Raw genomic sequence first — 13245 nt, 5'->3', positions numbered from 1 at the left:
GCTATGAAAACTGCTAACAAAGGCTTTACGCTGATTGAACTGATGGTAACGGTAGCGATGGTTGCGATACTCGCCAGTATCGCTATCCCATCGTATCGGCAATATGCTATCCGTAATGCCGAATCGCAAGCGCAAGCCAAAATGAAGCAGCTAGAGATTGAGCTCAATCGCTGGCGGGCGACTGCACTGACTTATAAAGGATTCAAACCTGCCAAAGTTGCTAGTGATGGTACAACCAGTTATGATTATGATGAAACAGATAATAAAACTATTTATGTCCCTGCCAATAGTAACAGCAGTAATTATCACTATAAAATTACCCTAGCAAGTATAGTCAAAACTACGACAACCGCAGGCAGTAGCACCACTACATCAAGGGAAGATAAAAGTTTAGTGAATACTAGCACAACTATAGACGATAGTACGTTGGCTGTAGGACGTAATTGGGCAATGTTGGCAATACCTAACACTAATAAATTCCCAAGTGCTAAGAAAATTTTACTTAATTCTGAAGGAGCTCAGTGTAAAATCAACAACGCTGATACGAATGTGACAATAACTTCTTCAGATTGCGGTAATAACTCGGAGACATGGTAATGAAAAATCGATATAGCCAACAAGGCTTTACCCTAATTGAACTCATGATAGTGGTCGCGCTCATCGGTATATTGGCGGCGATTGCGTATCCAAGCTATCAGGGCTACGTCATCAAGACCAAACGCACCGATATGATGGCTGAGATGCAAAATATCGCCTCGCAAATTGAATCGCGTAAACTGGCACAAGGCAGTTTCACGAACGCAGGCGCGGGACTCAATGGGAGCTTCCCTAGAAGTGGTACAGCATTATATACCATCACCCTAGCACCCACCCCCCTCACTGACCGTTGGAAAATTACAGCCACACCTATTAGTTCATCGCAGATGGCAAATGATGGTACGCTCACGCTAAACGCGCAAGGGATAAAATGCCGAAATACCTCATGTGGTACAGGTCAAGAGTGGAATAACTAGCTTATTAAGCTAGGCATTGAACAATTTTTGGCAGTATAGACAATATTCATGTGGGGTGATATAAAATAGTGACCAAGGCGGTGAAAAGTGATTATGAGTAGCTGAAACAAGATTATAAGAAACTGCTGGAAAAGTGTAATTCACTATTATTGGAAAATTTTGAGTTAAAACAAAAAACGCATCAGATTTGATGCGTTTTTTAATTATGTAAGATAATTAACTAACAATAGTACCTGCTTTAGCATTAGTTGCATCTGTAGTACAGCTAACGGGAATAAATTGTTTTTCTTGAGCATTTGTTGAATCTAAGCTTGTAATACACTTCCATTGACCATCAGTTGTGCGTTGTAAGTTAATAAATTCATTAGCGATACGCGGGCTACCTTTTAGCTTACATGAAATACCAACATTAGATGCACCAGTAGTTGCATCAAAAGTATCAACAGTATAAGTACAGCGCTCACTAGAAGCTGCATTAAATCCAATATCTGCTAGTTTAGTAATTTGCACACCATCGTTAACTTTTAATTCATAAGCAGTTTTAGCACCAGCAATCTCCGCAAGAGCAGCAGAAACTTGAGATTTGGCAATATAGTTTTGATAAGCAGGAATCGCAATTGCTGCAAGAATACCGATAATGGCGACAACGATCATTAATTCGATAAGGGTAAAACCTTTTTGAGCGTTCATAAACATTCTCCACAAATGTTATTAATTTAATTATAAGCTTTGTAAGCTATTTTAATATTAGCACTAAACGTGCCAATTTTTATTATAGAAGATTTATATAGGAAAACATCACCTTATCCATAAAAAAATTCACACTATAAATTCATCTCCCTATTTTTATTAGAAAGTGACAAATATTGTCAGGTTGGATTTTATACTTTCGACAAATATTGTCATGGGGTGATTTGCATCACCTATTGTTTGTTTCTGTTTGGGTATAGTGATAGCGTAAATTTCTACCTTTGAAAGCTTACCAAACAGATATGATAGTTTTATGGGCTACAAAAAATTAAAAAATTCTTAAAGTCGTTGACAGGCGTCCTTGGTAGTATCAAGATATAAATTTCATTGCTGAATCGAATACTTATTTTATAAAAAATGCTAAACTACCTTGTTTAGCATTTTTGCGTTTAACCCATACGAAAATCCTATGCTGTCATCTACGCCACCCCAAACCCCCAATCAAGATATTCGTCTATTTACCCTATTCATGGGGTTAGCCATTTTGACGTACCTCATGCCTTGGCACTCGCCACTGGGTCGGGATTTTGTGGTCAATGCCACCGCATTTGGGTTTGTGAGTTTGGCAGTCGCGGCTTTTTTTTGGCAAAACCCGATTACAAAGTTTAGCAAATCTGTGCTCACTTGGTTGCTGCTAGCGCTATTGATTGGATGTCAGCCATTATTCAACCATATCGCTTACCCCGATGCGCTGATATTCCCCGTGATAAGCTTGGTGGTCGTTGCCTTGACTGCTTTGATAGGGACCAATATTGAAAATAAAGCGAATTTATTAAACCGCTTGTTTATTGCAGTATATCTCATGGCAATCGTCACCTTTATGATTCAAATGATGCAGATGAGCGGCTATCAGATTGATTATCAAGGTTGGGTGATTGCGCGCGGTAATGCCAATGGCGGACGCTATGATGGCAACTTTGGGCAAGCCAACCACGCAGGCTACGCGTTTGTGTTGGCGCTGTGTGGGGTGATTTATCAACTGCAGCAGTCGTTTCAAGAAAGGTTAAATGCACCGCAGTGGCTGATTGGTCGATACCGACAATATGCGCGGTTTGGCTTGATGCTATTGTTTGTGATATTTACCATCGGGCTTGCCTTAACCCAAAGTCGGGCGGGTCTGGTGATGATGCTGGCGGTGATTCCCATTTTCTTTTTGACCCAGCCGATAGCGTGGAAAAGCAAATTATCGGCTAGCGTTTTTGGTCTTATTGTATTTGTGCTGTACTATATGGGCGCAAGCTGGATTAGTAATTATAGCAGTGCTAATCAGCTTGGGGCGGTGAGTCGTATGGCGGGCGGGCAGGGGAACCGCTCGGCGATGAGCGAACGCGCCATGATGATATTTCATGACCATGTGCTCACAGGAGTCGGCTGGAACAACTACATGGGCGCAAGCGTTGATTATGCCCAATATTTTAAATGGCCAGAGATTGCCGACCATTCCCACAATTTTGCCACCATGATTTTGGCGGAGCTAGGGGTGTTAGGCGCGCTGTGCTTTGTACCGATTGTTTGGGTGCTGGTGCGGGCGATTCATCTGCGTCATAGCAGCGAAAGCGCGATTGCACTGGCGTTTGTCATCGCCAGTATCTTGTATGCCAGTGTAGAATACCCGTTATGGTATTTTCGTTATCTCGCAGTTTTTGCCTTGTTTTTGGCGTTGATTGAACAGCGCAACTGGCAACTTGCGTGGCAACCCAAACTAAGAAAAGCCATGTCTGTTGTCATGCTTGGTTTGGCGATGTTATCAGGCTACTATATTTGGCAATATTTTCAGCTTAATTATTTGGATTATAACCGCTTTATCAAGCATACCAATCATCTAAACCAAGACAAAGGAATTGATTACCAAAATGAGGTGTTTGGCTTTAGCGCTTATCATGACCGCATCCTTGCCATGCAAGTGCCGATTAATCGCCATCAGGCAAGCGTAAAAGAAGCCATCTTTGAAGAGGTGCTCAATACCGATTCTTCCCAGTATAATATATTAGCTTATGCACAGTTCTTAGCCTATAAAGGTGACCAGCAAGCGGCATTAACACATATCAAAGCGGCTTGTGTCATGGTAAAAAATTTGTCGGATTGTGACAATGTGGATACTGACTTGGGTAATCTTGCCAAACAAGATCCTGCGACATTTGCCGCTTTATACCGTGAGTTTCAACAATGGCGAGACGCCAATCCTGAAAAGACAGGACTCAAACCATAATGCAGCGGGTAATTTTTTTAGTATGGCAAAATATCGCGTTCCGACTCATCGTGGGTTGGGGGGTGGTGGTAATTTTGCCCGCCTTGCTGATGTGGCGAATGCGTTTTTTGCAGGGGCGCTGGCTGATTACTGAGTTTAATAGTATGGTGTTAGCCACGTTGGGTGTCTTGCTAGTTACCCTTGGTCTGCGCAAACTTACCGAGTTTCCAGGTCAACGCTCCATCAGTTTTGTGTTGCCAACTTTATTGTTGGTGATGATGCTGTTAGGCATGGTGATTATCGTTTTTCGGTTGCCGTATTCGCTATATTACTTTGGCTTATCGGGCGTTATCGGCGCAGTATTTTTCTTTTTATCGTTTTTACTTGAGCAAAAAGCGCACCAACCTTATATGGCGTATATTCCACTGGGACATTGTCAAAACTTTGAAGCAATTTTTCAGATCCATTGGCTGCGCCTTGAAAAACCGCATTTGGATGCCATACAATCCAAAAAAGTGCAAGCGATAGTAGCAGACCTGTCATCGCCTGCACTCGATGAAGACTGGCAGCGGTTTTTAACCGAGCAAACGTTACAGGGCAGACCAGTGTATAATAACCGCCAAGTGTATGAGTCTTTGACGGGTCGTCTGCCAATTCATCATTTGTATGAAAACGAGTTGGGCTCGCTGTTGCCTTCTCAAACCTATTTATGGTTTAAACAACTGATTGATATTATAGCGATTTTGTTGGTCTCACCCTTTGTATTGCTGATTGCGGTGATCACTGTCATTGCGATACGGTTGGAAAGTCCGGGCAAGGCGATATTTGTCCAAGAGCGGGTCGGGCAAGGCGGCAAATTGTTTAAAATCTATAAATTTCGCAGTATGCGCTTTGACTCAGAAAAAAACGGGGCAAAACTGGCGCAACAAAATGACCCGCGTGTGACTAAGGTCGGTAAGTTTATTCGTAAAACCCGTATCGATGAATTGCCGCAATTTTTGAATGTGCTCAAAGGCGATATGAGCCTGATTGGACCGAGACCTGAACAGCTAAGTTTTGTCAAAACCTTTGAAAAAACCATCCCATTTTATAATTATCGACATATCGTCAAACCCGGTATTTCTGGATGGGCGCAGGTCACACAAGGCTATGCCAGTGATACCGATGAGACAGCGCTTAAGGTACAGTACGATTTTTATTATATTAAACATATTTCTTTTGCATTAGATATCTTGATTGTGCTCAAAACCATTCAAACCATGCTGACAGGTTTTGGGGCTAGATAAACTGCGACAAATAACTTTAGCCATAATAGGTAGTGCACTATGTTAACCAATTCAACCATTTTAGTGACAGGCGGGACAGGCTCATTTGGGCATACCTTTGTGCCGATGACGCTTGAAAAATACAATCCCAAAAAATTGATTATCCTCTCGCGTGATGAGATGAAACAGTGGGAAATGGCAAAACTGTACCAAGGCGACCCGCGTGTACGTTTTTTTATCGGTGATGTGCGTGATAAAGACCGTCTATATCGAGCGCTTGATGGGGTGGATTATGTGGTGCATGCCGCAGCAACCAAAATCGTGCCCACCGCCGAATATAATCCATTTGAATGTGTCAAAACCAATATCAACGGGGCAATGAACTTAATTGACGCCTGTATTGATAAAGGGGTGAAAAAAGTCGTTGCCTTATCGACTGACAAAGCATCCAGTCCCGTGAATCTATATGGCGCGACCAAATTGGCGTCGGACAAACTGTTTGTCGCAGGCAACGCCTATTCAGGGGAGCATGGCACACGCTTTTCGGTGGTACGTTATGGCAATGTCATGGGGAGTCGTGGCTCGGTGATTCCGTATTTTCTCTCAATTAAAGACAGTGGCGTGCTGACCATCACAGACCCGCGTATGACCCGTTTTATGATTTCGCTTGAGCAAGGTGTGGAGCTGGTTTGGCACGCATTTGACGACATGGTGGGCGGCGAAATTTATGTCAAAAAAATTCCCTCTATGACCATGCTAGATTTGGCAACTGCCGTTTCTGCCACTGCTGAGCAGAAAATCATTGGTATTCGTCCTGGCGAGAAATTGCATGAGCAAATGATTAGTGCCGAAGATTCTTTTCATACCTACGAATATCCCGAGCATTTTAAAATCTTGCCTGCGATTAATGGCTGGGATGAAACGCCTGAGCGTATCAAAGATGGTGTTAAGGTACCAGAAGGCTTCGTGTACGCCAGTGATAATAACAGTGAGTGGATGACAACTGGACAACTAAAAGAATGGATTGAAACCAACAAAGCAAAAATTGGTAAAATTTAATCGCTAAATCTTGATAACAAACCCACTTGATAACGAACCCACTCAATAACCCCCCTTGGGCAAATATTATGGCAAATATTATGGCAAATCAATTTATTCCTTATGGTCGTCAGCATATCACCCAAACTGATATTGATGCGGTGGTTGCCGTGCTACAGTCTGATTTTTTGACCCAAGGTAGTCAAGTACCAGCATTTGAAGAACGAGTCGCTACCTATACGGGGGCAAAGTTTGGCGTGGCGGTGAATAGTGCGACCTCAGCACTACATATTGCTTGTTTGGCATTGGGGCTTGGTCAAGGTGAAAAGGGTAAAGACGACTGGCTGTGGACGACGCCGATTACCTTTACCGCATCTGCCAACTGTGGATTGTACTGTGGTGCTAACATTGATTTTGTGGATATTGATCCGCTAACGCTCAATATGTCTATCAACGCGTTAGCAGAAAAGTTACAGCTTGCCGATGCTGAAAACCGCTTGCCAAAAATAGTCATTCCCGTACATTTCACCGGTGAACCCTGTGATATGGCGGCCATTCATGCGCTATCACAGCAATATGGCTTTAAGGTTATTGAGGACGCCTCCCATGCCATTGGTGGCAAATATCACAAGCAACCTATCGGCAATTGTGAGTTTAGCGATATTACCGTGTTTAGCTTTCACCCTGTCAAAATCATTACCACCGCAGAAGGCGGACTGGCAACAACGAATGACCCGGCATTGGCGGAAAAAATGCAGTTACTGCGTAGTCATGGTATCACTCGTGATGCCAATCTAATGACCCACGAACCTGACGGTGGTTGGTATTATCAGCAAATTGATTTGGGCTTTAACTATCGCATGACCGAATTGCAAGGGGCATTGGGGGTGAGTCAAATGAACTATTTGGATGACTTTGTCACTCGCCGTCACCAGCTTGCCAAGCGGTATGATGAATTATTAACAGATTTACCGATTATGTTGCCTTATCGCAATCCTGCTAGTTATTCGGGGTTTCATTTGTATCCCATTCAACTGACAACAGACAGTGGCAAAACGCGTAAGCAAGTGTTTGACAGTTTGCGGGCGCAAAATATCGGGGTGAATGTGCATTATATTCCAGTGCATACCCAGCCGTATTATGCCAAGTTGGGCTTTAAACAAGGTGATTTTCCCCATGCCGAGCGCTACTATGCCCAAGCGATTAGTTTGCCATTATATTATGACTTAAGCGAAGCCTCGCAAGCGCAAGTGGTGGATGCCTTAAAGATAGCGTTGGCTCAGGCATTAGCATAATGAAGGTCTGTATCATCCCTGCGCGTGGCGGTAGTAAACGCATTCCCCGCAAAAACATCAAAGATTTTTGTGGCAAACCCATGCTGGCTCGTGCCATTGCAACGGCAAAAAACAGCCAATTGTTTGAGCAGATTATCGTCTCCACTGATGATGGCGCTATTGCCGATATCGCTCAACACCATGGTGCCACTGTCAGCCAAAGACCTGCCGAGCTTGCCGATGATTACGCCACTACCGCTGCGGTGATTCGGCATGTACTGCAGAGCGTGCCAAAAGCTAGCCATATCTGCTGTCTATACCCCTGTACGCCGTTATTAAAACCGCAGTATTTAACCGACAGTTTTGAGCGCTGGCAGTCATCCAACAGTTTGTATTGTTTTCCGGTTTTAGAGTTTGAATCCAATGTGTTACGTTCACTGAAGTTAAGCGATACCAGTGAAGTGTCGAGCATGTTTAGCCAACATGAACTCACCAGAACCCAAGATTTGCCGCAGGCGTATTTTGACGCAGGTCAGTTTTATTGGGGCGGTCGTGAGGCATGGCTCGGCGAGGATAAAATCCATAATCATGCGCTAGGCTATGTGCTGCCAAAATACAGTGTTGTCGATATTGATGATGAGAACGATTGGCGATTTGCTGAGCGCCTGTACCAAGCGCAATTGGAGCGAGCATGAAGATCGTGGTCCGAGCAGACGCAAGTTTAACGATGGGTAGCGGTCATATCATGCGTTGCCTCACGCTCGCTGACCGGTTAAAACAGCAAGGACATGACATCACGTTTATTTGTCGGGAGCATGACGGGCATTTGGCGGATTTGATTGGGCAAAAAGGTTTTGCGGTGCAGCTATTAGCCAAAAGTGAGACTGCAGATTTTATCAAACAGCATGCCCATAGCGAATGGCTAGGGATTAGTGAAAGCGATGATTTTGCCGAGTGTCAACCTATCTTGCAAGCGTTAAAGCCAGATTGGCTGATTATCGACCATTATGCGATTGGCAAAAACTGGGAGCAGCAAGCCAAACGACTTTTGCCAAACCTTAAAATTTTAGCCATTGACGATTTAGCCGACCGAACGCACGACTGTGAGATTTTGCTCGACCAAAATTTTGGGCGAAAAAACGAAGATTATCAAGCGCTTGTACCAAGTCATTGCCAGCTATTACTAGGCACGCGTTATACACTATTACGGGATGAGTTTGCCAGCTGGCGAGCGATGAGCCTAAACAGACGTAAAAGCGTACAGCCGCCCAAACATATATTGGTTAATCTTGGCGGTGTCGATAATGATAATGTCACGCTCAAGATTTTGCAAAGTCTTAATACCTTTGTCCAACAATCTACGCAATCATTTAACGTGACTGTCGTCATGGGCAAAACCGCACCGCATATCGAAAGTGTGCAAAGGTTTGCCAAACACGCAAGTTTTGCGTGTGCTGTTCTTGTTAATGTGACTAATATGGCGCAACTGATGGCAAATGCTGACCTTGCGATTGGGGCTGCAGGCAGCACCACCTGGGAGCGCTGTTGTTTGGGCTTACCGATGGTACTGATTGTGCTTGCCGATAACCAGCAGGTGATTGCCAAAGCGTTGGCAGATAAAAACGTGGTCAAAGTGGTGACTGACATGGCTACATTGGATGAGCAACTGCCCCGCTTGTTGAGCGAATTAACCGACAATTATAAAAAATTCAGCCGGCAATCTGCCAAGTTGGTCGATGGGCAGGGGGCAAAACGGGTTGCGCACTGGATTGAATTTGCGCAAAAATTTCAACATTGTCAAGTGAGGCAAGCCACCCAAGCCGATACCCAGATGATTTGGCAATGGCGTAATCACATCGACGTGCGCCAGTGGATGTTTGGGCAAGATGAAATTGCCCTTGCTAACCATGAAGAGTGGTATCGCAAACAGCTTGACCGTGCCAATGTGCATTTGCTAATTTTTGAAGTTGCTGGTGAGCCAATGGGGCTAGTCAATGTTACCCAAGTGACGGTAGATAAATACCAAACGCTGCAGTTGGCAAACACCCATACGCCAAACCCTAATGCGTCAAATCCTAATTCATCAAGCCAGAATGAAAAAACCGCCAGTTGGGGGTTTTATTTATCCCCTAATAGTGCAAAAGGGCAGGGGCTTGGCTTTACGTTGGGGGTTTTGGCGATTGCACAGATTTTCAACACCACCGACATTGACAAAATCACCGCGCAAGTGCTGGCATATAATACTGCGTCATTGGCGTTGCATCGTAAATTGGGATTTAGCGAAACAGGCGTGTTACAACAGCATTTTGGTGTGGGTGAAAAAGTGTATGATGTGGTTGAGTTTGAATTAAAATCGCAAGATTTTTTATTTTAGGGGTGGGTCTTAGTGGGGTATCTATGAATCAAAATATGAAGCAAAATTTTAGCATTAACAACCGTCCAATCGGTATTGACCATGCACCATACATCATCGCTGAAATGTCCGCCAACCACAACGGCGACATCAATAACGCTTACCGTATCATTGACATGGCAAAGGCGTGCGGGGCTGATGCGGTCAAAATGCAAACTTACACCGCAGATACCATCACCCTCAACAGCAGCGCCGCTGACTTCCAAATTCATGGGGGACTGTGGGACGGGCGTACCTTATATGACTTGTACCAAGAAGCTTACACGCCGTGGGACTGGCATAAACCATTGTTTGAGCACGCCCACAAAGTCGGTATCACCATGTTTAGCTCACCGTTTGACTTTACTGCGGTGGATTTGCTCGAGGATTTGAACGCGCCAGCGTACAAAATCGCTTCGTTTGAAGCCATTGATTTACCGCTTATCAAATATGTAGCAAGTACCGGCAAGCCAATGATTATCTCCACAGGGATGGCAGACCAAGCCGAAATTGCTGAGGCGGTTGCCGCCGCTTGTGATGGCGGCTGCAAGCAGCTTGCGTTATTGCACTGCGTGAGTGGTTACCCAGCCCCCGCACAGGACTATAACCTGCGTACCATTGTCGATATGCAGCGCCGTTTTGGCGTGCCGATTGGCTTATCCGACCATACGCTTGACAACACCACCGCCGTGACAAGCGTGGCATTGGGGGCGTGTATCATTGAAAAACACGTCACCCTAGACCGCAATGGCGGCGGGGCGGATGACAGTTTTTCACTGGAAAAAGACGAACTCACCGCGCTCTGCCGTGACAGTAAAACCGCTTGGCAAGCGTTGGGACAAGTCGATTACGGTCGTAAATCAAGCGAAATTGGCAATGTACAATTTCGCCGTTCGCTGTATTTTGTCAAAGACATGACGGCAGGGGATGTGATTGATGAAAGCTGTATCCGTAGCGTTCGCCCTGGTTTTGGGCTTGCCCCGAAGTTTTATGATGAATTAATGGGCAAAAAAGTGCTAACGGATATCCAAGCTAATACCGCTACCTCATGGGATGTTCTTGAAAGGTAATGTTAAATAAAATCAAACGTTTAACACACTCTGCTTTGCTCAAAGACAGCCTGATTTATGTGGTGGGCGAGATGACCGCCAAAGCCGTGCCGTTTTTGCTATTGCCCTATTTGACACGGGTATTAGGCACAACGGGCTTTGGTGATTTGTCTTATTATTTATCGCTCACGGCATTTATTGTAATCGCCATGAGTCTGTCGCAAAATGGCGCTTTGACCCGTTATTTTTATGTGTATGGCAGGCATGGGCTGGGCAATATTTTACTGGCGGGTGGGCTATATAGCGTGGGCGTGCTGCTGATTGGCACAGCGATTAGCTGGCTGTTACATAGCGAATTGTTATTTTACTGCTTTTTTACTGCCTTTTTGCAAACCTTGGTGCAAAACCAACTGGCACTGCGGCAATGCCAAAAACGCCCGTTTAGCTATCTGACCATCCAATTGGGCTTAGCCTTGGGCAATTTACTATGGACGGTAATGATTTTTCAGTTTTTTGCTGGCGATACCACCGATAAAGTTGCCCAGCGTCTTATTGCAATCATCTTGGCGCATGGGTTCACTTTTGTGGCAGCGTTGGCGTGGGCAAAATACCAATTTGCTATCAAATTTCGCTTTACCCCAAAACGGCTCAAACTGGGACTTGGCTATATTTTAACGCTAGGCTTGCCGCTGCTGTTACATGGATTAAGCTATACCATCAAAGGGCAACTTGACCGAGTGTTGATTCACCAGCGGTTTAGCAGTCATGAGCTAGGCGTATACTCGGCAGGGGTGCAAGTCGCTAGTAGCTTGACCATTGTGATTATGGCGGTCAATTCTGCGCTGGTGCCTCACTTATATGAACGGCTAAAATCGCAGCGCATGACAGTGATGCAACTGCATCGATTGTTTTGGCTGAGTTTGATGGTGCCTGTTATGTTGACTGCCATGGCGTGGGCGATGCCGTCGTCATTGATGGCGTGGCTATTGGGGGCAGATTTTGCCCAAAGCCAGTATTATGTGGTGATGTTTGTACTGGCGTTTTCGCTGATAATTCCGTATTTATTGTTGGTGAATTTTTTGTTTTATCATGCCAAAAGCGCCCAAATCTCGCTGTGTTCCGTCATCTCAACGGTCGTGTATTTGGTTGCCTTGTGGGTGTTAAGTGGCATATCACTGGCGGTGGTGCCGTATGCGACTATTATTAGTGGCGTGGTGATTTTGCCGTTGTTATATTATTATACGCTGCAGGTGGAAAAGGTCAAAAAAACGCCATGAATCTCATTATTTGTATCACCCCCTTGCAAGTGTTGATTGCCAAGCAAATTATTAAGCAACACAGTACCCCCTTTATTGGGCTTTATTTGCCGTATGGCGTCCATTCAAAAAGCGAGCCTAAACATCGCTATTATTTTGAACAACTTGAGCAGGTCTGCGAAAAATCCGCCTTTATCGAACTGAACAATAAAACCTGGGGCGAGCGTTTTGCCACCCTAAACCGCATCAAAACCACACTTAACACGCTTGATATTTGGCAAAAACCTATCAAAAACGTCTATCTTGCCAGTATTGACGTGTTGTTTTTGCAATACGTTGTTTCTAAAGTAAAATTCCAACAGCTGTATACCTTTGATGATGGCACTGCCAATATTTTCCCCAATTCTAGCTATTTTCAACCGTTACCAAAATCCTTGCCACTACAACTGTTTAAACACGCCGTGGGCATTACTTATCCCAGTATCCCTAGTATTTTGGCTATATCCAAAAAACATTTCACCATTTTTCCCCAGGAAAAAAATATCATAGACGCTACCGAGCCGGTTTATTTGTTTGATAAAGTAGATAATCAGCCTGATGAGAATTTGCCGGTAAAACGGCTGTTATTGGGGCAAGCCCTCGACAATTTTATCGGTGACAAAGCTTATGCTGATATTGTAGAAAAAATGGTCAAGGCATTTCACCTTGACGCATTTTGTCCGCACCCGCGAGAAAATTTGGATTTTAGCCATCTTTTGCCAGTGATTCATAGCGATAAAATCATTGAAGATTATCTAAGCGAGGCATTGCAACAAAACCCCCATCAACGCTTTGAAATTTATACCTTTATCAGCACTGCTGTGTTCTCGCTCAAAGAATTTCCCCGCACCCAAGTATTTATGGTGTATACCCAAGCGCTGTGGGATAAATTCCCTGATGCGTATGAATTTCTTGCCAGTCGTGGTTTTACCCTCATTAATTTAGATGACGCAGTTAATCTAGCTGGGTTCAAAGGGTAAC

General features: G+C 44.4%; 12 protein-coding genes. 11 read left to right on the top strand and 1 reads right to left on the bottom strand.

The features are described from left to right. Positions 1-3 precede the first annotated feature (3 nt). Entirely contained in the window at positions 4-597 is a 594-nt protein-coding gene (locus tag H9W84_RS12120) for a type IV pilin protein (RefSeq protein WP_076774020.1), read from the top strand. Further along, on the top strand, positions 597-1013 hold the full coding sequence (locus H9W84_RS08020; RefSeq protein WP_239742897.1) for a type IV pilin protein: 417 nt from the start codon (positions 597-599) through the stop codon (positions 1011-1013). The genes H9W84_RS12120 and H9W84_RS08020 overlap by 1 nt, the downstream gene beginning before the upstream one ends. Positions 1014-1229: 216 nt before the next feature. Here the strand turns inward: H9W84_RS08020 and H9W84_RS08015 are convergent, their stop codons facing one another. Beyond that, entirely contained in the window at positions 1230-1703 is a 474-nt protein-coding gene (locus H9W84_RS08015; RefSeq protein WP_239742895.1) for a pilin, read from the bottom strand. 469 nt (positions 1704-2172) lie between these two features. Here H9W84_RS08015 and H9W84_RS08010 point away from each other — a divergent pair, with 469 nt between their 5' ends. From H9W84_RS08010 to H9W84_RS07970, 9 genes are all read left to right on the top strand, one after another. Then, the gene (locus tag H9W84_RS08010) at positions 2173-3972 is read left to right on the top strand and encodes a PglL family O-oligosaccharyltransferase (RefSeq protein WP_239742893.1); all 1800 of its coding nucleotides are present in this window, start codon (positions 2173-2175) and stop codon (positions 3970-3972) included. Beyond that, positions 3972-5237 (top strand): exopolysaccharide biosynthesis polyprenyl glycosylphosphotransferase, encoded by a 1266-nt coding sequence (locus tag H9W84_RS08005; RefSeq protein WP_239742891.1) that lies wholly within the window; start codon positions 3972-3974, stop codon positions 5235-5237. The genes H9W84_RS08010 and H9W84_RS08005 overlap by 1 nt, the downstream gene beginning before the upstream one ends. A 39-nt stretch (positions 5238-5276) precedes the next feature. After that, the gene (pseB, locus tag H9W84_RS08000) at positions 5277-6275 is read left to right on the top strand and encodes a UDP-N-acetylglucosamine 4,6-dehydratase (inverting) (RefSeq protein WP_239742889.1); all 999 of its coding nucleotides are present in this window, start codon (positions 5277-5279) and stop codon (positions 6273-6275) included. Between the two features lie 80 nt (positions 6276-6355). Then, on the top strand, positions 6356-7549 hold the full coding sequence (pseC, locus tag H9W84_RS07995; RefSeq protein ID WP_239742887.1) for a UDP-4-amino-4,6-dideoxy-N-acetyl-beta-L-altrosamine transaminase: 1194 nt from the start codon (positions 6356-6358) through the stop codon (positions 7547-7549). Next, positions 7549-8223, top strand: coding sequence for a pseudaminic acid cytidylyltransferase (pseF, locus tag H9W84_RS07990; RefSeq protein WP_239742885.1), 675 nt, complete (start codon positions 7549-7551; stop codon positions 8221-8223). The genes pseC and pseF overlap by 1 nt, the downstream gene beginning before the upstream one ends. Next, entirely contained in the window at positions 8220-9902 is a 1683-nt protein-coding gene (pseG, locus tag H9W84_RS07985) for a UDP-2,4-diacetamido-2,4,6-trideoxy-beta-L-altropyranose hydrolase (RefSeq protein WP_239742883.1), read from the top strand. Before pseF ends, pseG begins: the two co-directional genes overlap by 4 nt. Before the next feature lie 35 nt (positions 9903-9937). Then, entirely contained in the window at positions 9938-10990 is a 1053-nt protein-coding gene (gene pseI, locus H9W84_RS07980; RefSeq protein ID WP_239743731.1) for a pseudaminic acid synthase, read from the top strand. Further along, positions 10990-12246: an oligosaccharide flippase family protein gene (locus tag H9W84_RS07975; protein WP_239742881.1), complete on the top strand. Its 1257-nt coding sequence runs from the start codon at positions 10990-10992 to the stop codon at positions 12244-12246. The genes pseI and H9W84_RS07975 overlap by 1 nt, the downstream gene beginning before the upstream one ends. After that, the gene (locus H9W84_RS07970) at positions 12243-13244 is read left to right on the top strand and encodes a glycosyltransferase family 52 (protein ID WP_239742880.1); all 1002 of its coding nucleotides are present in this window, start codon (positions 12243-12245) and stop codon (positions 13242-13244) included. Before H9W84_RS07975 ends, H9W84_RS07970 begins: the two co-directional genes overlap by 4 nt. Position 13245 lies beyond the last annotated feature (1 nt).

The organism is Moraxella tetraodonis, assembly GCF_022359095.1.
Lineage (GTDB): Bacteria > Pseudomonadota > Gammaproteobacteria > Pseudomonadales > Moraxellaceae > Faucicola > Faucicola tetraodonis.
The sequence above is the reverse complement of the archived record's forward strand: the minus strand, read 5'-3'. Positions and strand labels throughout refer to the sequence as shown.

Excerpts from the sequence above, each read along its gene's own strand:
- H9W84_RS08005 (WP_239742891.1), top strand. The coding sequence starts at position 3,972 with ATGCAGCGGGTAATTTTTTTAGTATGGCAAAATATCGCGTTCCGACTC.
- pseB (WP_239742889.1), top strand. The coding sequence starts at position 5,277 with ATGTTAACCAATTCAACCATTTTAGTGACAGGCGGGACAGGCTCATTT.
- pseF (WP_239742885.1), top strand. The coding sequence starts at position 7,549 with ATGAAGGTCTGTATCATCCCTGCGCGTGGCGGTAGTAAACGCATTCCC.
- H9W84_RS08010 (WP_239742893.1), top strand. The coding sequence starts at position 2,173 with ATGCTGTCATCTACGCCACCCCAAACCCCCAATCAAGATATTCGTCTA.
- pseG (WP_239742883.1), top strand. The coding sequence starts at position 8,220 with ATGAAGATCGTGGTCCGAGCAGACGCAAGTTTAACGATGGGTAGCGGT.
- pseC (WP_239742887.1), top strand. The coding sequence starts at position 6,356 with ATGGCAAATCAATTTATTCCTTATGGTCGTCAGCATATCACCCAAACT.
- pseI (WP_239743731.1), top strand. The coding sequence starts at position 9,938 with ATGAAGCAAAATTTTAGCATTAACAACCGTCCAATCGGTATTGACCAT.
- H9W84_RS08015 (WP_239742895.1), bottom strand. The coding sequence starts at position 1,703 with ATGAACGCTCAAAAAGGTTTTACCCTTATCGAATTAATGATCGTTGTC.
- H9W84_RS12120 (WP_076774020.1), top strand. The coding sequence starts at position 4 with ATGAAAACTGCTAACAAAGGCTTTACGCTGATTGAACTGATGGTAACG.
- H9W84_RS07970 (WP_239742880.1), top strand. The coding sequence starts at position 12,243 with ATGAATCTCATTATTTGTATCACCCCCTTGCAAGTGTTGATTGCCAAG.
- H9W84_RS07975 (WP_239742881.1), top strand. The coding sequence starts at position 10,990 with ATGTTAAATAAAATCAAACGTTTAACACACTCTGCTTTGCTCAAAGAC.
- H9W84_RS08020 (WP_239742897.1), top strand. The coding sequence starts at position 597 with ATGAAAAATCGATATAGCCAACAAGGCTTTACCCTAATTGAACTCATG.